Raw genomic sequence first — 20,375 nt, forward strand, 5'->3', positions numbered from 1 at the left:
ACCTGTAGCGGTCGCTACAAAAAATAAGCCGCCCCTCCGGATACTGTCAACGAAAAACTTTAACGACTGCTACAAATACGATAGAGTGCCGTCCATGACACGAAAAATCTCATTCGACTATCAGCAAGCCCTGGCCAGCGCCACGGGCCTGTTCTGGAAGAACGGCTACGCCGCCACCGGCCTGCGTGACCTGCTCAAGGTCATGGGCATTGGCGAGGGCTCGTTCTACAACACCCTCAAGAGCAAGAAACAGCTCTACCTGGCCTGCGTCGAGCGCTACAACGAAGAGGTGGTCGGCAAGCGGGAACAGGCCCTGCTGGCCGCACCGACTGCGGCCCTGGGCATCCGTGCGTTCTTCGCCGATGTGCTCGACAGCCTCGACAACCCGGCCACGCCGTCACGCCTGTGCATGCTGGCGGCGATGGAAACCGAGGAAGTGCTGGCCGATGACGAGCTCAAGGCCCGCGCCGAACAGGCGCTGACAGACTTGAAAGCGATGTTCGCCGGGCGTCTGGCCGAGGACCGCGAGCGCGGGGTGTTGCCGCAAGGGCTGGAACCGCAGATGACGGCGTCGATCATCGCCACCTACCTCAAAGGGTTGTGGCGTGTGGCGCTGGTGGAATACGAGCGACCGGCGTTCGAGCGGCAGATCGATGCCTTCCTGACGGCGCTGGGGCTGTAAGCGGTTATTGGCCTGGGCCGGCTCTATCGCGGGACCAGCCCGCTCCCACAGGGATTGGGCTAGCCTTTAGATTTTGAACAAGACAGTTGCTCCCGCAGGTTCACTGCTGCCACTGAGGACAGCGGTGAACCTGCGGACTGGTCCCGCGATCATGGCCTCTACTTCTTCGGTTTCACTGCCGCAGGCGCCTTGCCGGCCTTCATCCGCTCCAGCAGCGGCGTGCACTGGTTGGGCACATCACCACCGGGGGCAATCAGCGCCAGCAACCCCGCAGCTGGCCCGATCGCCACACCCAGTGCCACCATCCCTGCGCCACGCAAGGCCAGCGGCACAGCCTGCACACCAGCACTGGGCTTGGCGAACGGCCCCCGCACATACAGCGGTGAGCGCAGCGAGAACAGGCGCAGGCCTTTGGATTCCGGAGTGACCTTCAGGTCCACTTGCTCGCTGGCAAAATTCGCCGTGCCATCGATGTAGATGATCGCGTTCTCGGTGTCGAACACGAACAGCCGCGTGGTCGCCAAACCATCCTTGATACCGACGTCGGCCGCCGCGCAGTTGATCTTCACATCCTCGTCACCGAACAGCTTGTCGACCACATAGTTGCCGACGTTGAGCCCGGCGATCTCCATCAGGCTGCGGCTGATCGCGCCATCGTTGATCAGCAGGCGCAGGTCGCCATTGGAGGTGCCCAGCAACGCCGCCACTGAATTGCCGCGTCCGCTCAGGTCGGCATCGCCGTTCAGCTCACCGAAACTGGTCTGCATCGGGGCAAAGGTGGGGAACAGTTCCTTGAGCTTGAAGCCGCGGGCAGTCAGGCGTGCGCGGCCCTGCATCGGCACCGAGCGGCCATCGAGGCGAATATTGGCATCGAGGTTGCCGCCGGCCACGCCAAAGCGCAGCGGGACCATACGCAGCAGACCGTCCTCGAGCACCACATGGGCAGACAGATCCTTGAACGGCAACTGCTCGCTATGCACGATGCGCTTGCCGGCGAACGTCACGTCGGCATCCATCGCCCGCCAGCGCTCGGTGCGAAACTCCTCCACCGGCAGCACCTTGCCGGTCGGCTGCTTGCTGGCACCGCCACGGGCCTTCTGCTCGGCGTTGGAGTCGGCGCCGATCAGTGGCGCCAGGTCCTTGAACAGCAACTGGTTGGAGACCAGGTTGCCGGAAAGCTTGGGCCGTGGCTGGCTGGCGACGAAGGCCAGGTCGCCATGGATGTCGCTGTCACCGATCTTGCCGTTGAAGCCTTCGTAGCGGAAACGCGCGCCCTGCGGATCGTGCAGGTTGGCGGTGAAATGACCGTCGGTGGCATAGGCCGGAGTATCGGGCAAGGTCACGCCAGTCAGTGGATAGAGGTTGCCCAGGCTGCTGCCGGAAAGTTTCAGGCGCAGGTCAAGGGCGCCAAGGTTGCGTGGATCGGTCAAGGTGCCGGCGACCGCTGCGCGCGTATCGCCGACGCGTGCATCGACCTGCAGCGGGAATGGCTGCCTGGCGTCCTGCAGCGCCAGCAGGCCGCCGATCTTGCCGGTCGCAGACACTGCCTGGCCCTTGTAGCGACCTTCGGCCTTGAGCCCGAACGCGTAATCCTGCGCACCACCGGCCTTTTCCGCGCTGGCCTTGCCGACGATCTCGCTGAAAGGGATCGGCTTGCCCAGCGGGTCGATCTGCACTTTCATGCTGGTCTGCAGGGTCTGGTCGTCGAAAGTGACGTTGCCTTGGTCGAAGCCGATGGCGCCGATATCCAGCACCCATTTCGACGGTTCGGCGTTCTCGTCCTTGGGCCCGAAGTCGAAGGTCCAGTTGGCCCGGCCGTCGGCCAGGCGGGTCAGGCTGGCGGTGGGATGGGTGAGGTCGATGCGCGGGATCGAGATCTGCTGGAACAACAGCGGTAGCGGCGACAGGCGAAACTCGACGCGCTCCAAGCCGACCATCTGCGGCTCCTTGAGCCAGTCGGGATTGCCCAGGGTCAGGTCTTCGGCCACGAAGCGCGGCCACGGCACCCAGGCGCGCCAGCCGCCCTCATCGGGCTCGCGCTGCCAGTGCACGGCGAGGTTGCCATTGATGGCGAAAGGCCGATGCAGGGCCTCGGAGACCTTCTCGTTGAGCAACGGCTTTATACGGTTCCAGTCGAAGGTGGCGATCACCACCACCAGTATCGCCAGCAAGGCCGCGAGGATAGCGAGGGTCCAGGTAAAGATTCTGGCGGGGCGCGTCATTGCGGGGCTCTCCTGACTGCATGACATGAAGCGGTGCGGCAAAGGCGTTCATTACTTCGGACTGACGAAAGCCCGCGGGGTTTTATCGATGACAGCAATGATAGCGAAGTTTTTCCTGACCTAATTCTCAGCTTCGGGGATGAAATCGACCCGGGTGTTACCGGCAAAACGGGGTAGCACGTAGCCACCCATCACCCCGAAATCATTGATCTAGAGCCTTTGCGCCCAACCATCATTTCCGTCGATTGTTACCATTAGCCATATGAACTTTTTTCTTGAGTTACCAAGCGTAGCATTGCCCTCGTACCCACTTTCCAGCGTCCCACGAGGAGCACCGAATCATGAAACGCCAACTGCTGCTGAGCCTGAGTCTTTCCATCCTTGCCGCCAACGCCTTCGCCCTGCCGGCTGCCGACCAACACCTGAGCGCCGAAGCCCGTTCCAGCTCGGCAGTGATTGCCCAGCCCCTGAAAACCGTTGCCGAAGGTGGCTCGGATCGTCTGATCGAACGTAACAACCGCGTTGCCGAGGGTGGCTCGGATCGCCTGATCGAACGCAACAACCGCGTTGCCGAGGGTGGCTCGGATCGCCTGATCGAACGCAACAACCGCGTTGCCGAGGGTGGCTCGGATCGCCTGATCGAACGTAACAACCGCGTTGCCGAGGGTGGCTCGGATCGTCTGATCGAACGTAACAATCGCGTTGCCGAAGGTGGCTCGGACCGTCTGATCGAACGCAACAACCGCGTTGCCGAAGGTGGCTCGGACCGTCTGATCGAACGTAACAACCGCGTTGCCGAAGGTGGCTCGGATCGTCTGGTCGAAATCCGCCGCGTGAGCTGATGCCCATGGCTGATAACGACAACTCGACATACAGCGCTTGCTCCCCTCCAAAGCCCGGTCCATTGACCGGGCTTCGTTTTTTTATCTAGAGTGCCCAGCCGTACTGTCACAGAATCCAGAACCCCATGCTGCCGCGTGCCGAACAGAAGCAACAGACCCGCCAGGCCTTGCTCGACGCCGCCTGCCAGCTCATGGAGAGTGGCCGTGGCTTTGGCAGCATCAGCCTGCGCGAAGTGGCCAAGGCCGCTGGCATCGTCCCCACCGGTTTCTATCGGCATTTCCCCGACATGGATGCCCTGGGCCTCGCGCTGGTCGCCGAGGTCGACGCAACCTTCCGCCAGACCATTCGCCTGGTGCGCCACAACGAATTCGAACTCGGCGGCATCACCGACGCCTCGGTGCGCATCTTTCTCGATGTGGTGGCGGCACACCGCGCCCAATTCCTGTTCCTCGCCCGTGAACAGTACGGCGGATCGCAGCCCGTGCGCCAAGCCATCGCCCGGCTGCGCCGGGACATCAGCTCTGACCTGGCCACCGACCTTGCACGCATGACCCGCTGGCAGCACCTGGACAGCGCCGCCCTGGGGGTGATGGCCGACCTGGTGGTCAAGACCGTGTTCGCCACCCTGCCAGAGCTGATCGACAGCCCTGATCCGGCGTGCCCGCAGGCGCTGACCGCGCAGGACAAGATCACCCAGCAACTGCGCTTCATCTTCGTCGGGGCGCGGCATTGGCAGGGCTTGGGGAATCCGGGCTGAAGCCCGCGAAGCGGCCGGCACAATCAACCCCTTCCCCAGTTCTGCTACCATGGCGCCCTGCCCGATTGCGACGAGCGCCTTCATGTCCAACCCCCGCCCTACCCCGTCCGAGTTGACCACCTGCCTGGCTTCTGTGCGCGAACATTTCGCCGAGCGCATCGTGCCCTTGTGGCAAGGTCCCGGGTGGAACGCCGACATGGCCCTGCCCTTCGAAGCCCTCGACGCCGAACACCACCCCCTGCCGGTGCAGCGCTACCGCGCCATGGCCTGCGCACGTCAGCTCTACCTGTTCAGCAGCCGCATCGAGCAACCCGGTGCCGCCGAGCGCGCTGCCGCGCTGTTCCGCTCGCTGCAGCGACATTTTCACGACGCCGAGCACGGCGGCTGGTTCTACAGCATCGATGCCGACGGCAAGCCACTGGACCGACGCAAGGACCTCTACACCCACGCCTTCATCGTCTTCGCCTGCGCCCACTACTGGGGCAAGGTCGGCGAAGGGCTGGTCGAGTCGGCGCTGAACGCGGCCCTGGAAATCATCGAGGAGCAGTTCGCTCGGGATGATGGTCTGTACGAAGCCGTGCTGGGCGAAGACTGGTCCGACCTTGGCAGCGGCCCGCTGCAGAACCCGCAGATGCACCTGGCCGAAGCCTTCCTGCAAACCCTGGCCGTGCGTAAGGACGATGCCGCACAAGCGGCCCTGGTGCAGTTATGCACAGCCCTGCAGGCGCAGTTCATCGATCCGACCCACGGCGTGATGCTGGAAAAACCCCGCGATGCTGTGGATAACTGGTTCGAGCCCGGCCATCAGTTCGAATGGTTCTACCTGCTCGACACCTCGCCACTGCTGCGCGGGACCCCGCTGCATGCATCGATCAGCCGGGCGTTCGAGTACGCCGAGGGTTGCGGCGTGAAGGATGCGGCGGTGCTCGCGTCGCTGGATGTGGATGGCAAGGTCATTGATGCGACCCAGCGGATCTGGGCCCAGGCCGAATATCTGCGGGCGCTGGCGTTGAAGCCAGGCAACGAGGCAAAGCTGATGACCCAGCTCAAAGCCCTCGAAGACAACTTCCTGCATGCCGGCGGCTGGCACGAATGCCGTGATGGCCAGGGCGCAGTCAGCCGGCACGACATGCCGTCCACCACGCCCTACCACCTGGTCACTTGCCTCGAAGGCCTGCAACGCCTGCACTAATGGCTGTAGGGGCGGCGGTTCGGCGCCCCGACTTGCCCGCGAAAAAGACACCGCGCTGCCTGGCACGGGCTACGCCCGTGTTCGCAGGCAAGCCCGCTCCTACAGGGGGATTGGGCTGACCTTTAGATTTTGAGCAAGACAGTTGCTCCTACAAGAGTTGGCGAGGAACCGTTTTCAGCCCTTGGCCGAGCGGTCGATCGAGAACCCAGCCCAGTCCTGGCTTACCGGCATCAGTTCAAGGTTGTTGATGTTGATATGCGCCGGCTGGTTGAGCACCCAGAAGATGGTGTCGGCGATGTCCTGCGGCTGGATCGGCTCGGCGCCCGCGTAGGTAGCGTCGTAGCGCGACTGGTCGCCACCGAAGCGCACCAGCGAGAACTCGCTTTCACACAGCCCCGGCTCGATGTTGGTCACCCGTACGCCGGTGCCGCGCAGGTCGCAGCGCAGGCTCAGGGAGAACTGCCCGACAAAGGCCTTGGTGCCGCCATACACATGGCTGCCCGGATAGGGGTAGTTGCCCGCCACCGAACCCACGTTGAGGATGCTTGCGCCACGGCCATGGGCGATCAGGCGCGGCAACAGCAGGCGGGTGGTGTACATCAGGCCCTTGATGTTGGTGTCGACCATGGTTTCCCAGTCGTCCAGGTCGCACTGCGGCGCAGGGTCGGCGCCCAGGGCCAGCCCTGCGTTGTTGACCAGGCCCTGCAACTTGTCGAAGGTCGGCGGCAGGCCGGCAATCGCCGCCTCCATTGCCTTGCGGTCGCGCACATCGACCACCAGGCCCAACACCTCGGTCTTGGCCGACAGCTCGGCGCACAGGGCGTCCAGGCGCTCCTTGCGGCGACCGGTGAGCACCAGCTTCCAGCCCGCGTCGGCGAAACGACGGGCAGTGGCTTCACCGAAACCGGAAGTGGCACCTGTGATGAATATGGTGGACGTCATGCTGTTCTCCTTCGCTGTAGGGGTCGTCGCAGGCCTTGCAGCATGCCCGCGGCGCTCGCCGGCAGCAAGCCGTTTTCGGTACTGGTCAAAAAACAGGCAACGCCTCGAAAGCCTTGCAGCACAAGGGCTGGTGCAGGCTATACGCATCTTATCCACAAGGCTTTCCCCACGGATTGGGGGCAACTCGTCGGGTAAAGGGAACCCTGTGGCCTGAGGGAACTCTTTCAGAGCGCTCAGGGTGATGGCTCAACGCTTTCAGCCATGCCGTGTACAGCGGTCTGTCCAAGGGTTGCGCACAGACTTATCCACAGAAAGACAGCAGCGATCCCTGGCCGCGTTTCAACGGCAAAAGAGCCACGCAATTGTGCACAAAGCTCGATTGATCAATTATTGATCATTGCCATGCAGACCTTGGAGTGCGAGGGGTCCAGCGAGGTGCCACCATGTTTTCCACAGGCGGTTCCACATTAATCGTGGAAAAGACCGTGCCTGTGGAAACAAGGGTTTATGCAAGGAATCTACGGTGTTTCAAGCGCGATGTGCGACAAGTTGTCCACATTGGCGACCGGGGCTGCCTTGCAGCCCCTGCCCCACCTCAATGCCCGCCCAGATACGCGCTGCGCACCTCTTCGTTGACCAGCAACTCCTGCCCGGTCCCGGTCATGCGAATCTGGCCGTTGACCATCACATACGCCCGGTCCGACAGTTTCAGCGCATGGTTGGCGTTCTGCTCGACCAGGAAAATGGTCATGCCGGTCTTGGCCAGTTCGCGCAGGGTCGAGAAGATCTGCTTGACCACGATCGGCGCCAACCCCAGCGACGGCTCGTCCAGCAACAGCAGCTTGGGGCGGCTCATCAAGGCACGGGCGATGGCCAGCATCTGCTGCTCGCCGCCGGACATGGTCATGGCCCGCTGGTTGCGGCGTTCCTTGAGTCGCGGGAACAGCTCGTACATGCGCTGCATGTCTTCGTCGGCATGCTTGTCGCCGATGGGGATGGTGCCCATCATCAGGTTCTCCTCGACGGTCATGTCGGGGAACACCCGCCGCCCTTCCGGCGACTGGGCGATGCCGTTGGAGGCGATGTAGTGCGACGACTTGCGGGTAATGTCGGTGCCACGGTAGAGGATCTGCCCGGAAGCTGCCCGCGGCTGGCCGAAAATCGACATCAGCAGCGTGGACTTGCCCGCGCCGTTGGCACCGATCAGGCTGACCGTCTCGCCCTCCTCGATATGCATCGAGACCTTCTTCAGCGCCTGGATCGGCCCGTAGAACACATCCAGGTCCTTGAGCTCGAGAATGGGTGCACTCATATCAGTTCCTCTTCGTCGGCACCCAGGTAGGCGGCGATTACCGTCGGGTTGTTGCGGATGTCCTGCGGGGCGCCTTCGGCGATCACATTGCCGTGGTCGAGCACGACGATGTGATCGGAAATGCTCATGACCATGCCCATGTCATGCTCGATCAGCACCACGGTGATGTCGTGCTCGTCGCGCAGCACACGAATCATGCGGCTCAGGGCCTCGGTCTCCTGCGGGTTGAGGCCGGCGGCCGGCTCGTCCAGGCAGATGATCTTCGGCCGCGTGCACATGGCCCGGGCGATCTCCAGGCGGCGCTGCTGACCGTACGACAGCTCGCCGGCCAGGCGGTTGGCGCAATCGACCAGATCGACCACCTCCAACCAGTAGAACGCGTGGTCCAACGCATCGCTTTCGGCCTGGCGATAGCCCTTGGTGTTGAGCACTCCGGCCAGCAGATTGCGGTTGACCCACATGTGCTGGGCCACCAGCAGGTTTTCCACCACCGACATTTCCTTGAACAGGCGAATGTTCTGGAAGGTGCGTGCCAGGCCCGCGCGGTTCACCAGGTGGGTGCCACCGAACATCTTGTAGTACAGGCGGTTGGCGAAGCGCGCCGGGGAGACGAAATCCGTCGCCTCGAAGCGTTCGCCCAGCAGTTGGATGACGTTGGTGTGACGGCCACGCACGTTCAGCTCAATGCGCCCGCCGCTGGCCTTGTAGAAGCCGGTCAGGCAGTTGAACACCGTGGTCTTGCCGGCGCCGTTGGGGCCGATCAGGGCGAAGATCTGGTTGCGCTTGACCTTCAGGCTGACGTCGCTGAGCGCCTTGATGCCGCCGAACTGCATCATCAGGTTATCGACCGAGAGAATGATTTCGTCGCTCATGGCGCCACTCCTTTACGTGGGACCACGCCAGTGCGGCTGATGCGGATCAGCCCTCGCGGTCGCCAGATCATCATCAGCACCATCAGCACACCGAACAGCAGCACGCGGTACTCGGAGAAGCTGCGCAGCAGCTCCGGCGCCACGGTCAGCACGAAGGCGGCGATCACCACGCCCACGGTCGAGCCCATGCCGCCAAGCACGACGATGGCCAGGATCAAGGCCGATTCGAAGAAGGTGAACGACGACGGGTTGACGAAACCCTGGTAAGTGGCGAAGAACACCCCGGCAAGGCCCGCAGTAGAGGCGCCCAGGGTAAAGGCCGAAAGCTTGACCAGCACGTGGTTCAGGCCCATCGAACGGCAGGCGATCTCGTCTTCACGCAGCGCCTCCCAGGCTCGACCGACCGGCATGCGCGTGAGCCGGTGCTTGATGTAGAGCACCGCCAATACCACCAGGAACAGCACGATGTAGATGAACAGGAACTTGTAGTTGGCGTTGTATTCGATACCGAAGAACTCGTGGAACGGCACCCCGCCATCCTTCGCCCGACGGCCGAACTCCAGCCCGAAGAAGGTCGGCGACGGCGCCGGCATGCCGTTCGGGCCACCGGTGAACGACAACCAGTTGTTCAGCACCAGGCGAATGATTTCACCGAACCCCAGGGTGACGATCGCCAGGTAGTCGCCATGCATGCGCAGCACCGGGAAGCCCAGTATGCATCCCGCCAGCGCCGCAGCGATGGCCGCCAATGGCAGCACGGTCCAGAAACCCAGCCCCAGGTACTGGTAGCCCAACGCCAGGCCATAGGCGCCGATGGCGTAGAACGCCACGTAACCCAGGTCGAGCAGTCCGGCAAGGCCGACCACGATGTTCAGGCCCAAGCCCAGCAGCACGTAGATCAGCCCGAGGATGACCACGGTCAGCAGGTACTTGTTGGCAAAGATCGGGAAGACGATGGCGATGACGATCAGCGCCGGGATGATGTAGCGCAGGCGCGACTTGTAGTCGGGAGCCAGCACGTGCACGCCGGAGCCGCCGCTGTCGAAGCCTTGCAGCAGGCGTTGGCCGGTGGGTGTCTGCAGGAACAGGCTGAGCACGAAGCGACCGATCATCACCCCGCCGACCAGCCACGCGACTCGCCGGGGTTCTGCATTGAAGCTGTAGCCGTCGAGCACCACGCCGACGACCGGGCCGAAAACGATGAGCGCCAGCAGGCCGGCGACGAGGGTCTCGATCAGGCTGCGCTTGATGTCGAAGCCCTTGCTTGGAGAAGTGGAGGCAGTATTGGCAACGGACATGATCACACCTTAGCCACGAGCGGGCGACCGAGCAGGCCTTGTGGACGGAAGATGAGGATCATCACCAACAGCGAGAAGCTGAACACGTCCTTGTAGTCGGAGTTGACCAGGCCAGAGAACAGCGATTCGGAGATGCCCAGGATGATCCCGCCGAGCATGGCACCCGGCAACGAGCCGATGCCCCCGAGCACCGCGGCAGTGAACGCCTTGATGCCGATGATGAAGCCCGCGTAGAAGTCGAAGGTGCCGTAGTTCATGGTGATCAGCACACCCGCCAGCGCCGCCATCACCGCACCGATGACGAACACATAGGAGATCACGCGGTCGGTGTTGATCCCGAGGATCGACGCCATCTTGCGGTCCTGCTGGGTGGCGCGGCACATGCGCCCGAGCTTGGTGTACTTGATCACGTAGGTGAGCAGGCCCATGCCGACGAAGGCGGCAACCAGGATGAAGATCTTGGTGTAGGTGAGCTGGACGAAGCCGGTGCCGATATCGACGCGCCAGGCGCCTTCGAGCAGGGTCGGTACGCCTTGTTGACGCGCGCCCTGGCTGAGCTGCGCGTAGTTCTGCAGGATCAGCGAGATGCCGATGGCGCTGATCAGCGGAGCCAGGCGAGTGGAGTTGCGCAGCGGCTTGTAGGCGATGCGCTCGATGGTGAAGCCATAGACACCGGTGACGACAATGGTGAACAACAGCGTGCCAAGCATCAGCAGCGGGAAGGATTCGATACCGAAGTAGGCCAGCAATGCCAGGCTGATCGCCGCGAGATACGCGGAGATCATATACACCTCGCCGTGCGCGAAGTTGATCATGCCGATGATGCCATAGACCATTGTGTAGCCGATGGCGATCAGACCATAGACAGACCCGAGGGTCAGCCCATTGATCAGTTGCTGCAGGAAAATACCATCCATAACGCAATCTCACCTATTGAGATTGCACGAGCGCCGACCACGGCGGGGGCAAGGGTAGAGCGTCCCTCGCCGCGCAGGACTGTGCAGATCTACGGATAAAGTACAAATACCGCGGGGCCGCGGCCCGGTGCGCCAAGGCGACCGGGCTTCAAGCCATTGTTATTTTTGTTTTTCCAGCTGGTGGTACTTGCCGTTGGCATCCCACTGGTAGACCACGTAGTCGGAGACGGTCAGGTCGCCCTTGCTGTCCCACTTCTTCTCGCCCATGACGGTCTTGACCGGGTTGGCCTTGAGCCACTTGGCGGCGTCTTCGCCCTTGTTCGACTTGGCGCCGTTGAACGCGGCGGCCAGCGCCTGGATCGAGGCGTAGGCGTACAGGGTGTAGCCCTCAGGCTCGGTGCCGGCCTTGCGGAACTCCTCGACCACCGCCTTGCTGTCTGGCAGCAGGCGCGGGTCGGCACCAAAGGTCATGTACACGCCGTCGGTGTACTGCGCACCGCCTGCGGTGGCCACCAGTTCGTCGGTGACGATACCGTCGTCGGACATGAACTTGACGTCCTTCAGGCCCTGCTCGCGCAGCTGGCGCACCAGCGGACCGGCTTCCGGGTGCAGCCCGCCGAAGTAGACGACGTCGGCACCATTGGCGCGGATCTTGGTGACCACGGCACTGAAGTCCTTCTCGCCACGGGTCAGGCCTTCGTACAGCACAGGCTTGACGCCGCGCTTCTCGAGCTGCGCCTTGGTCGCATCGGCCAGGCCCTGGCCATAGGTGTCCTTGTCGTGCAGGACCGCGACCTTCTTGCCCTTGAGCACATCGACGATGTAGTCGCCAGCGACGATGCCCTGCTGGTCGTCACGACCGCACATGCGGAACATGGCCGACAGGCCGCGCTCGGTGACCTGCGGGTTGGTCGACCCGGGGGTGATCGCGATGACACCGGCTTCGTCGTACACCTCGGAAGCGGGAATGGTGTTGGAGGAGCAGAAGTGTCCGACCACGCCGATCACCTTGTCCTGATCGACCAGGCGGTTGGCCACGGCCACGGCCTGCTTCGGCTCGCACGCGTCATCGCCCTTGACCAGGACGATCTTCTCGCCGTTGATGCCGCCAGCCTTGTTGACCACATCGGCTGCCGCCTGGGCACCCTTCATGTATTGCTCGCCAAACGCTGCGTTGGCGCCGGTCATCGGGCCCGCTACGCCGATCTTTACGTCGGCCTGTACGTAGGAAGAAACACCCAGTGCCGTAGCCACGGCCAGTGCCAGGAAACCTTTCTTGTAAAACGTCTGCGACATGAGGTGGTGCTCCTAGAGTCTTTTTTTGGTTGGCACTACAACTTCTCAGCCCCGTGCTCCGAGCAAGGGCCGTGCCATCAGTTTTGTATTCCGGGAAAACACACTCCGCCGGGCCGCTGCGGACGCCCGACGGTCGTTTCTTTATTGAGCGTGCAACCGTCTGCCACAGGGCAGGCGCCACTGAACGCAAAACAAAGGAGCAACCGCAAGGTGCCATCATTGCAACCCTCGCAAGTGTTTACGTGCAACCATCCTGTAACAGCATGACGTCACCGAAGTGCACACCGCTGGTGCGCGACTGCTACAGGCAGGCACTGTTTCAAGGCTAGACGTTGTGACGGGGAATGGTGGTTTATCGATGATGGCCTTTTCGCATTCAGGCGGCGTTTCCCCGCAAAGAGGCCACCACAAATCCCTGGCTCCCTCTCGAAGCTGGCACAATAGGCACCAATCGCCGCCCTGGAGCCATTCAATGAGCGAGAGCGCATTCGCCGAGCGCATCGTGCATAACCTGCTCGACACCGACTTCTACAAGCTCACCATGATGCAGGGCGTCCTGCACAACTACCCGGACGCCGACGTGGAATGGGAATTCCGCTGCCGCAACGGCGAAGACCTGCGCCCCTATCTGGGTGAAATCCGCCGGCAGATCGAACTGCTGGCCGACCTCACCCTCGACGACGGCCAACTGGCGTTCCTCGAACGCATCAGCTTCCTCAAGCCCGACTTCCTGCGCTTTCTCGGCCTGTTCCGCTTCAACCTGCGCTACCTGCGCATCGGCATCGAGCACGACCAGTTGTTCCTGCGCCTGCGCGGCCCATGGCTGCACGTGATCCTGTTCGAGGTGCCGCTGCTGGCGATCATCAGCGAAGTGCGCAACCGCGCCCTGCATCCGCAGATGCGCCTGAACGCTGCGCGCGACCAGCTCTATCGCAAGTTCGACTGGTTGCGCGCCAATGCCAGTGAAGAGGAGCTGGGCGCCCTGCAGGTCGCCGACTTCGGCACCCGCCGACGCTTCTCGAGCCGCGTGCAGGAAGAAGTGGTGCGGGTGATGCGCGATGACTTCCCGGCACGCTTCGTCGGCACCAGCAACGTCGACCTGGCATGGAAACTGGATATCAAGCCGCTCGGCACCATGGCCCATGAATGGATCATGGCCCACCAGCAGCTCGGCCCGCGGCTGATCGACAGCCAGATCGCCGCGCTGGACTGCTGGGTACGCGAGTACCGCGGGCTGCTCGGCATCGCCCTGACCGACTGCATCACCATGGATGCGTTCCTCGGCGACTTCGACCTGTACTTCGCCAAGCTCTTCGACGGCCTGCGCCACGATTCGGGCGAGCCGGTGGCCTGGGCGGAAAAGGCCATCGCGCACTATCGCAAGCTGGGGATCGATCCGATGACCAAGACCCTGGTGTTCTCCGATGGCCTGGACCTGCCGCGCACCCTGCAGATCTTCCGCGCACTGCGCGGCCGCATCAATGTCAGCTTCGGCATCGGCACCAACCTGACCTGTGACATCCCGGGTGTGGCGCCGATGAGCATCGTGCTTAAAATGACCGACTGCAACGGCTCGCCAGTGGCGAAGATTTCCGACGAAGCCGCCAAGACCCAATGCCGCGACGAGAACTTCGTCGCCTACCTGCGTCACGTATTCAAAGTCCCTAGCAAGGAGTAACCCATGCAAGCCGTTCAGCAAGAGATTGCCCAGGCGCTCAAGGTACAGCCACCCTTCGCCGACGCCGCCGCGCTCGAGAAGGAAGTGGCCCGGCGCGTGGCCTTCATCAAGGACTGCCTGGCCAAAGCCCGACTCAAGACCCTGGTGCTGGGCATCAGCGGCGGCGTCGATTCGCTGACCGCCGCCCTGCTCGCCCAGCGCGCCGTCAATGAGCTGCGCGCCGAGACCGGCGACAAGGCCTACACCTTCATCGCCGTACGCCTGCCCTACCAGGTGCAGCACGACGAACACGACGCCCAGGCCTGCCTGGAGGTGATCAAGGCAGACGAAGTGCACACCGTCGATATCGCCCCGGCCGTCCGAGCCCTGGCCGCCGAAGTGGTGGAGTTGAAGAACGGCTCGCCGACCTTGGTCGACTTCGTCGTTGGCAACGTCAAGGCGCGCACCCGCATGGTCGCCCAGTACACCATCGCTGGCGCGCGCGCAGGCCTGGTGATCGGCACCGACCACGCCGCCGAGGCGGTGATGGGCTTCTTTACCAAGTTCGGTGATGGTGCCTGTGACCTGGCGCCGCTGAGCGGGCTGGTGAAGAACCAGGTGCGGGCGATCGCGCGCAGCTTCGGTGCGCCGGAATCGCTGGTGGAGAAGGTGCCGACTGCAGACCTGGAAGACCTGGAACCAGGCAAGCCGGACGAGGCATCACATGGCGTGACCTATCAGCAGATCGATGCCTTCCTGCATGGGCAGCCGGTTGACCAGGCAGCGTTCGACATCATCGTCGCCACCTACCGCAAGACCCAGCACAAGCGCGAACTGCCGTTCGCCCCATAAAAAGCTTCGCGGGCAAGCCCGCTCCCACAGGTTGTTCACTGTTCTCAATGGCAGTGAACAACCTGTGGGAGCGGGCTTGCCCGCGAATGGGGCCCTAAGGCCCTACATAGCTGTCATTACTTGACGACAACCTTGCCCTTCATCATCGAGATGTGGCCCGGGAAGGTGCAGAAGAAGCTGTAGTCGCCACCGGCTTCGAGCTTGGTCGCATCGAACTTCACTTCGGTTTCCTTCTCAGGCGCGCCGATCATCTTGGTGTGGGCGATGATCGCGGCGTTGTCAGCCTTGATGTAATCCTTGTCCAGCCCTTGGGACATGCCCTCGTTGGCGATGGCCTGCATGTCGGCGGTCTTGCTGATCACCAGGTTGTGACCCATGACGTTCTTCGGCAGGCTGCCGGAGTGGGTCAGCTTGACGGTGAACTCCTTGCAGCTCTTGTCGACGGTGAACTCCTTGGTGTTGAAGGACATCTGGTCAGTCGAGTCGACGGTCACCGAGCACTCGGCGGCGAACACAGAAGCGCTGGCGAGGGTCAGCAGGGATACCGCTACAGCTTTCGCAAACATCGTGAATCTCCTTGGCAGGGTTTTATCAATTGCGAGACTGCCTGAAACCGGCCAGACCCTTGCTGATTTGAGTCAAGGGCCATCAATGAGCCAGCCAGTAGTATTGTTCAATGGATTGTATACAAACAATCTAAGAGCACATCATGCCTGCTTGATAGACGATGGGACAACCTCTCATTTAGGAGCAAGTGCCATGAATCTCGGAAATTTCATGCGCGGCCTGTTGGCTGCCTATGCGTGCGGCGCAACCGGTGCTGCGGTCTATGAGTTCGCCCGACCGGAGTGAATTCGACGCTTGGAGCACGCGCCATTGCGCCTTACCCTGTGTGCCCCACTGCCTGCGCAGTGGGTGAACTGCACTGGAGATAAGCAATGCCCGTACGTTCCGTCTGTGTCTTCTGCGGCGCCAGCATCGGCGCCAACCCAGCCTATCGTGAAGCCGCCATCGCCCTCGGCCAGGCCATCGCCCACCGCGGCCTGACCCTGGTCTACGGCGGTGGCGCCGTCGGCCTCATGGGCATCGTCGCCGATGCTGCCATGGCGGCAGGTGGCGAAGTCATCGGCATCATCCCGCAGAGCCTGATGGACGCCGAGGTTGGCCACAAAGGGTTGACGCGCCTGGAAGTGGTCGACGGCATGCATGCCCGCAAGGCGCGCATGGCCGAACTCAGCGATGCCTTTATCGCCCTGCCGGGTGGGCTGGGTACGCTGGAGGAATTGTTCGAAGTCTGGACCTGGGGCCAACTGGGCTATCACGCCAAGCCACTGGGGCTGCTGGATGTGAATGGCTTCTATGAAAAGCTTGGCGGCTTCCTCGACCATATCGTCGAGGAAGGTTTCGTGCGGCCGCAGCACCGGGCGATGCTGTTGCTCGGTCAGCGGGCGGATGAGTTGCTCGATGGCATGGACAGCTTCATCGCCCCGGTGGCACCGAAGTGGGTCGATCACAAGCCTGATTGACAGCTTTTACAGAACCTGTGGGGGCAGCGCTTCGCCCCCACAATGCTCCATGCAGGCTTGGAGGTCAGCGCGGGATAACGGGCTGACGCGGCTTCTTCTTGCCACCGCCCTTGGCCGCTTCCTTGCGCTCCTTGGCCGCCTGCTGGTTGCGGGCGAATGCCTCGGCCTTGGCCTTCTCGCGCTTGTCCCACGGCTTGCTGCCATCGCTGGCACGCGGCGGCAGGCCGTTGTGCTGGGTGAGGATCTTCTGCTCCTTGGCCACCTTGTGGCTACCGGCAGGCGTCGAGTTCTTGCGACGGGCGCTCTGGTAGCTGTCGGTCTGCGGCTGGTGCAGCGGGATCAACTGGTGCTTGCCCGGGCCGATCAGGTCGGCGCGGCCCATGCGGGTCAGCGCTTCACGCAGCATCGGCCAGCCCTTCGGGTCGTGGTAGCGCAGGAATGCCTTGTGCAGGCGGCGCTGCTCGTCGCTCTTGACGATCTCCACACCCTCGCTCTTGTAGGTGACCTTGCGCAGCGGATTCTTGCCCGAGTGGTACATGGCCGTGGCCGAGGCCATGGGCGAAGGGTAGAACGCCTGCACCTGGTCGGCGCGGAAACCGTTGCCCTTGAGCCACAGGGCCAGGTTCATCATGTCTTCGTCGGTGGTGCCTGGGTGCGCCGCGATGAAGTACGGGATCAGGTACTGCTCCTTGCCTGCTTCTTTCGAGTATTTCTCGAACATGCGCTTGAAGCGGTCGTAGCTGCCGATGCCCGGCTTCATCATCTTGTCCAGCGGACCACGCTCGGTGTGCTCCGGGGCGATCTTGAGGTAGCCACCTACGTGGTGGGTGACCAGCTCCTTCACGTACTCCGGCGACTCGACCGCCAGGTCGTAACGCAGGCCCGAGGCGATGAGGATCTTCTTCACCCCCGGCAACGCGCGGGCCTTGCGGTACAGCGAAATCAGCGAGCTGTGGTCGGTGTTGAGGTTCTCGCAGATCCCCGGGAACACGCATGACGGCTTGCGGCAGTGCTTCTCGATCTCGTGGCTCTTGCAGGCGATGCGGTACATGTTGGCGGTCGGGCCGCCCAGGTCGGAGACCACGCCGGTGAAGCCCGGCACCTTGTCACGCATCTCCTCGATCTCGTGCAGGATCGACTCGTGGGAGCGGTTCTGGATGATCCGGCCTTCGTGCTCGGTGATCGAGCAGAAGGTGCAGCCGCCGAAACAGCCACGCATGATGTTCACCGAGAAACGGATCATCTCGTAGGCCGGGATACGCTCCTTGCCGTAGGCCGGGTGCGGCACGCGCGCGTAGGGCATGCCGAACACGTAGTCCATTTCCTCGGTGCTCATGGGAATGGGTGGCGGGTTGAACCACACATCCACTTCACCATGCTTCTGCACCAGGGCGCGGGCGTTGCCCGGGTTGGTCTCCAGGTGCAGCACGCGGTTGGCGTGGGCATAGAGCACCGGGTCGTTGCGTACCTTCTCGAACGATGGCAGACGGATCACCGACTTCTCGCGGGTCACGCGCGGGCTGTCGAGAATCTGTACGACCTTGGCTTCGTTCGGGTCTTCCACCTCGCCCTTGGCCTGCTCGATGGCGCAGGCCTGGGTATCCTGGGTGTTGACGTAGGGGTTGATGATCTTGTCGACACGGCCCGGACGGTCGATGCGGGTGGAGTCGATCTCGTACCAGCCCTCGGGGGTGTCACGACGGATGAACGCAGTGCCACGCACGTCGGTGATGGATTCGATCTTCTCGCCGTTGGACAAGCGCTGGGCAACCTCGACCACCGCCCGCTCGGCATTGCCGAACAGCAGGATATCGGCGCTGGCATCGACCAGGATCGAGTGGCGGACCTTGTCCTGCCAGTAGTCGTAATGGGCGATGCGGCGCAGCGACGCCTCGATGCCACCGAGCACGATCGGCACGTGCTTGTAGGCTTCCTTGCAGCGCTGGCTGTACACCAGGCTGGCGCGGTCCGGACGGCTGCCGGCCAGGCCACCAGGCGTGTAGGCGTCGTCGGAACGGACCTTCTTGTCGGCGGTGTAGCGGTTGATCATCGAGTCCATGTTGCCGGCCGCGACACCGAAGAACAGGTTCGGCTCGCCGAGCTTCATGAAGTCGTCTTTGGACTGCCAGTTCGGCTGGGCGATGATGCCGACGCGAAAGCCCTGGGCTTCCAGCAGGCGGCCGATGATGGCCATGCCGAACGACGGATGGTCGACGTAGGCGTCACCGGTCACGATGATGATGTCGCAGGAGTCCCAGCCGAGCTGATCCATCTCCTCCCTGCTCATTGGCAGGAAAGGCGCTGGCCCGAAGCATTCGGCCCAGTACTTGGGATAGTCGTAGAGTGGTTTGGCTGCTTGCATGTCAGTGACCGGTTCTGGTGTGCAGGGAAATCGCGGGCGCGGAATATAGCACAAATTTTGACCAAATCCGACGGTGGTGGTCGGAATCATAGTGATCGCCCAGAAAAACATCGCCCCCTGTGGGAGCGGGTTTACCCGCGAATGCGATGGCGGGTTCAACCTCGCATTCGCGGGTAAACCCGCTCCCACAGAGGGGCCGATTCAGTTCCGGGTGGTTATTCGTCGTCGTCGAAGTTGTACATGCCCGGCGCGAGGTTCTCGAAGCGGGTGTACTTGCCGATGAAGGCCAGGCGTACAAAACCGATCGGGCCGTTACGCTGCTTGCCGATGATGATTTCCGCCACGCCCTTGTGCTCGGTCTCTGGGTGATACACCTCGTCACGGTAGACGAACATGATCACGTCGGCGTCCTGCTCGATTGCACCGGATTCACGCAAGTCGGAGTTCACCGGGCGTTTGTTCGGACGCTGCTCCAGGGAGCGGTTGAGCTGGGACAGGGCGATGACCGGGCAGTTGAATTCCTTGGCCAGGGCCTTGAGCGAGCGCGAGATCTCGGAAATTTCGTTGGTCCGGTTGTCACCAGCCGAGCCCGGGATCTGCATCAGCTGCAGGTAGTCGACCATGATCAGCGCGATCTCGCCGTGCTCGCGCGCCAGGCGGCGGGTACGAGCACGCATCTCCGAGGGGCTGATCCCGGCGGTGTCGTCGATGAACAGCTTGCGGTCATTGAGCAGATTGACCGCCGAGGTCAGGCGCGGCCAGTCGTCGTCGTCGAGCTGGCCGGAACGGACCTTGGTCTGGTCGATGCGCCCCAGCGACGAGAGCATACGCATGATCAGTGATTCGCCAGGCATCTCGAGGGAGAACACCAGCACGGCCTTGTCGCTGCGCAGTACAGCGTTCTCGACCAGGTTCATGGCGAAGGTGGTCTTGCCCATCGACGGACGGCCGGCGACGATGACCAGGTCGGCGGGCTGCAGGCCGCTGGTCTTCTCGTCCAGGTCGGTGAAGCCGGTGGACACACCGGTGATGTCGCTGTCGGAGTTGAACAAGGTGTCGATGCGGTCGATGGCCATGGTCAACAGCTCGTTGACCCCCACCGGGCCACCGGTCTTGGGCCGCGCCTCGGCGATCTGGAAGATCTGCCGCTCGGCGTCGTCGAGAATCTCTTCGGCGTTGCGCCCTTGCGGGTTGAAGGCGTTGTCGGCGATGTCGGTACTGATGCTGATCAATTGGCGCAGCGTCGCCCGCTCGCGGATGATCGCGGCGTAGGCCTTGATGTTGGCCACCGACGGAGTGTTCTTGGCCAGCTCGGCCAGGTACGCCAGGCCACCGACCTGGGTCGATAGGCCTTCCTTGTCCAGTTGCTCGTGCAGGGTGACCACGTCGAACGGCTGGTTGGCATCGGCCAGCTTGTGCACGGCACGGAAGATCAGGCGGTGGTCATGCCGGTAGAAATCGCCATCGGACACCTGGTCCAGCACTCGCTCCCAGGCGTTGTTATCCAGCATCAAGCCACCGAGCACAGCCTGTTCGGCCTCGATGGAATGCGGCGGCACCTTCAGGGCAGCGGTTTGCAGGTCGAGCTGTTCGGGATTGGTAATCTCGTTCATGGCCACGCAAGAATTCTGGGGGGGTTCAAAAA

At 62.7% G+C, this 20,375-nt stretch carries 17 protein-coding genes; 7 read left to right on the forward strand and 10 right to left on the reverse strand.

What is annotated here, in order from left to right:
* Positions 1–94 precede the first annotated feature (94 nt).
* Positions 95–682, forward strand: a complete 588-nt coding sequence (locus ACK3BK_RS22530; RefSeq protein WP_411383361.1) for a TetR/AcrR family transcriptional regulator — start codon at positions 95–97, stop codon at positions 680–682.
* 158 nt (positions 683–840) lie between these two features.
* Here the strand turns inward: ACK3BK_RS22530 and ACK3BK_RS22535 are convergent, their stop codons facing one another.
* Entirely contained in the window at positions 841–2,904 is a 2,064-nt protein-coding gene (locus ACK3BK_RS22535) for an AsmA family protein (RefSeq protein ID WP_411383362.1), read from the reverse strand.
* Between the two features lie 341 nt (positions 2,905–3,245).
* Here ACK3BK_RS22535 and ACK3BK_RS22540 point away from each other — a divergent pair, with 341 nt between their 5' ends.
* From ACK3BK_RS22540 to ACK3BK_RS22550, 3 genes are all read left to right on the forward strand, one after another.
* Complete coding sequence (locus tag ACK3BK_RS22540) at positions 3,246–3,746, forward strand: phage infection protein (RefSeq protein ID WP_411383363.1); 501 nt, start codon at positions 3,246–3,248, stop codon at positions 3,744–3,746.
* A gap of 125 nt (positions 3,747–3,871) precedes the next feature.
* The gene (locus tag ACK3BK_RS22545; protein WP_054894553.1) at positions 3,872–4,504 is read left to right on the forward strand and encodes a TetR family transcriptional regulator; all 633 of its coding nucleotides are present in this window, start codon (positions 3,872–3,874) and stop codon (positions 4,502–4,504) included.
* Positions 4,505–4,586: 82 nt separating this feature from the next.
* The gene (locus tag ACK3BK_RS22550) at positions 4,587–5,696 is read left to right on the forward strand and encodes an AGE family epimerase/isomerase (protein ID WP_411383364.1); all 1,110 of its coding nucleotides are present in this window, start codon (positions 4,587–4,589) and stop codon (positions 5,694–5,696) included.
* A 174-nt stretch (positions 5,697–5,870) separates the two neighbouring features.
* Here ACK3BK_RS22550 and ACK3BK_RS22555 read toward each other — a convergent pair whose 3' ends face one another.
* The 6 genes from ACK3BK_RS22555 to ACK3BK_RS22580 form a co-directional block, all read right to left on the reverse strand.
* Entirely contained in the window at positions 5,871–6,638 is a 768-nt protein-coding gene (locus tag ACK3BK_RS22555) for an SDR family oxidoreductase (RefSeq protein WP_411383365.1), read from the reverse strand.
* A 595-nt stretch (positions 6,639–7,233) separates the two neighbouring features.
* A complete protein-coding gene (locus ACK3BK_RS22560) occupies positions 7,234–7,950 on the reverse strand; it encodes an ABC transporter ATP-binding protein (protein ID WP_054894550.1) in 717 nt (238 codons plus the stop codon).
* Positions 7,947–8,822 (reverse strand): ATP-binding cassette domain-containing protein, encoded by an 876-nt coding sequence (locus ACK3BK_RS22565; RefSeq protein ID WP_186665953.1) that lies wholly within the window; start codon positions 8,820–8,822, stop codon positions 7,947–7,949. Before ACK3BK_RS22565 ends, ACK3BK_RS22560 begins: the two co-directional genes overlap by 4 nt.
* Positions 8,819–10,120: a high-affinity branched-chain amino acid ABC transporter permease LivM gene (gene livM / locus ACK3BK_RS22570; protein WP_186665951.1), complete on the reverse strand. Its 1,302-nt coding sequence runs from the start codon at positions 10,118–10,120 to the stop codon at positions 8,819–8,821. The genes ACK3BK_RS22565 and livM overlap by 4 nt, the downstream gene beginning before the upstream one ends.
* A 2-nt stretch (positions 10,121–10,122) precedes the next feature.
* On the reverse strand, positions 10,123–11,037 hold the full coding sequence (locus ACK3BK_RS22575; protein ID WP_186665947.1) for an ABC transporter permease subunit: 915 nt from the start codon (positions 11,035–11,037) through the stop codon (positions 10,123–10,125).
* Positions 11,038–11,196: 159 nt separating this feature from the next.
* Positions 11,197–12,333, reverse strand: coding sequence for a branched-chain amino acid ABC transporter substrate-binding protein (locus ACK3BK_RS22580; protein ID WP_411383366.1), 1,137 nt, complete (start codon positions 12,331–12,333; stop codon positions 11,197–11,199).
* Between the two features lie 472 nt (positions 12,334–12,805).
* On the opposite strand from ACK3BK_RS22580, the gene pncB reads away from it, so the two are divergent.
* Together pncB and nadE are read left to right on the forward strand one after the other, a co-directional pair.
* Positions 12,806–14,011 carry a nicotinate phosphoribosyltransferase gene (gene pncB, locus ACK3BK_RS22585; protein WP_411383367.1) on the forward strand — a complete coding sequence of 402 codons (1,206 nt, stop codon included), beginning with the start codon at positions 12,806–12,808 and terminating at the stop codon, positions 14,009–14,011.
* Positions 14,012–14,014: 3 nt separating this feature from the next.
* Entirely contained in the window at positions 14,015–14,842 is an 828-nt protein-coding gene (gene nadE, locus ACK3BK_RS22590) for an ammonia-dependent NAD(+) synthetase (protein WP_411383368.1), read from the forward strand.
* Between the two features lie 116 nt (positions 14,843–14,958).
* Here nadE and azu read toward each other — a convergent pair whose 3' ends face one another.
* Positions 14,959–15,408, reverse strand: coding sequence for an azurin (gene azu, locus ACK3BK_RS22595; protein ID WP_186665943.1), 450 nt, complete (start codon positions 15,406–15,408; stop codon positions 14,959–14,961).
* Between the two features lie 372 nt (positions 15,409–15,780).
* On the opposite strand from azu, the gene ACK3BK_RS22600 reads away from it, so the two are divergent.
* Positions 15,781–16,368 carry a TIGR00730 family Rossman fold protein gene (locus tag ACK3BK_RS22600; RefSeq protein WP_186665942.1) on the forward strand — a complete coding sequence of 196 codons (588 nt, stop codon included), beginning with the start codon at positions 15,781–15,783 and terminating at the stop codon, positions 16,366–16,368.
* A gap of 64 nt (positions 16,369–16,432) precedes the next feature.
* Here ACK3BK_RS22600 and ACK3BK_RS22605 read toward each other — a convergent pair whose 3' ends face one another.
* The gene (locus ACK3BK_RS22605; protein ID WP_186709692.1) at positions 16,433–18,730 is read right to left on the reverse strand and encodes a YgiQ family radical SAM protein; all 2,298 of its coding nucleotides are present in this window, start codon (positions 18,728–18,730) and stop codon (positions 16,433–16,435) included.
* Between the two features lie 215 nt (positions 18,731–18,945).
* Positions 18,946–20,343, reverse strand: a complete 1,398-nt coding sequence (gene dnaB / locus ACK3BK_RS22610) for a replicative DNA helicase (RefSeq protein WP_054894540.1) — start codon at positions 20,341–20,343, stop codon at positions 18,946–18,948.
* Positions 20,344–20,375: the final 32 nt, after the last annotated feature.

This window comes from Pseudomonas sp. L7, from assembly GCF_046605565.1.
Classification (GTDB): Bacteria; Pseudomonadota; Gammaproteobacteria; order Pseudomonadales; family Pseudomonadaceae; genus Aquipseudomonas; species Aquipseudomonas wayambapalatensis.

Bases quoted from the DNA above. Each gene is read 5' to 3' on its own strand.
- ACK3BK_RS22530 (WP_411383361.1), top strand. From the start codon at position 95: ATGACACGAAAAATCTCATTCGACTATCAGCAAGCCCTGGCCAGCGCC.
- ACK3BK_RS22535 (WP_411383362.1), bottom strand. From the start codon at position 2,904: ATGACGCGCCCCGCCAGAATCTTTACCTGGACCCTCGCTATCCTCGCG.
- ACK3BK_RS22540 (WP_411383363.1), top strand. From the start codon at position 3,246: ATGAAACGCCAACTGCTGCTGAGCCTGAGTCTTTCCATCCTTGCCGCC.
- ACK3BK_RS22545 (WP_054894553.1), top strand. From the start codon at position 3,872: ATGCTGCCGCGTGCCGAACAGAAGCAACAGACCCGCCAGGCCTTGCTC.
- ACK3BK_RS22550 (WP_411383364.1), top strand. From the start codon at position 4,587: ATGTCCAACCCCCGCCCTACCCCGTCCGAGTTGACCACCTGCCTGGCT.
- ACK3BK_RS22555 (WP_411383365.1), bottom strand. From the start codon at position 6,638: ATGACGTCCACCATATTCATCACAGGTGCCACTTCCGGTTTCGGTGAA.
- ACK3BK_RS22560 (WP_054894550.1), bottom strand. From the start codon at position 7,950: ATGAGTGCACCCATTCTCGAGCTCAAGGACCTGGATGTGTTCTACGGG.
- ACK3BK_RS22565 (WP_186665953.1), bottom strand. From the start codon at position 8,822: ATGAGCGACGAAATCATTCTCTCGGTCGATAACCTGATGATGCAGTTC.
- livM (WP_186665951.1), bottom strand. From the start codon at position 10,120: ATGTCCGTTGCCAATACTGCCTCCACTTCTCCAAGCAAGGGCTTCGAC.
- ACK3BK_RS22575 (WP_186665947.1), bottom strand. From the start codon at position 11,037: ATGGATGGTATTTTCCTGCAGCAACTGATCAATGGGCTGACCCTCGGG.
- ACK3BK_RS22580 (WP_411383366.1), bottom strand. From the start codon at position 12,333: ATGTCGCAGACGTTTTACAAGAAAGGTTTCCTGGCACTGGCCGTGGCT.
- pncB (WP_411383367.1), top strand. From the start codon at position 12,806: ATGAGCGAGAGCGCATTCGCCGAGCGCATCGTGCATAACCTGCTCGAC.
- nadE (WP_411383368.1), top strand. From the start codon at position 14,015: ATGCAAGCCGTTCAGCAAGAGATTGCCCAGGCGCTCAAGGTACAGCCA.
- azu (WP_186665943.1), bottom strand. From the start codon at position 15,408: ATGTTTGCGAAAGCTGTAGCGGTATCCCTGCTGACCCTCGCCAGCGCT.
- ACK3BK_RS22600 (WP_186665942.1), top strand. From the start codon at position 15,781: ATGCCCGTACGTTCCGTCTGTGTCTTCTGCGGCGCCAGCATCGGCGCC.
- ACK3BK_RS22605 (WP_186709692.1), bottom strand. From the start codon at position 18,730: ATGCAAGCAGCCAAACCACTCTACGACTATCCCAAGTACTGGGCCGAA.
- dnaB (WP_054894540.1), bottom strand. From the start codon at position 20,343: ATGAACGAGATTACCAATCCCGAACAGCTCGACCTGCAAACCGCTGCC.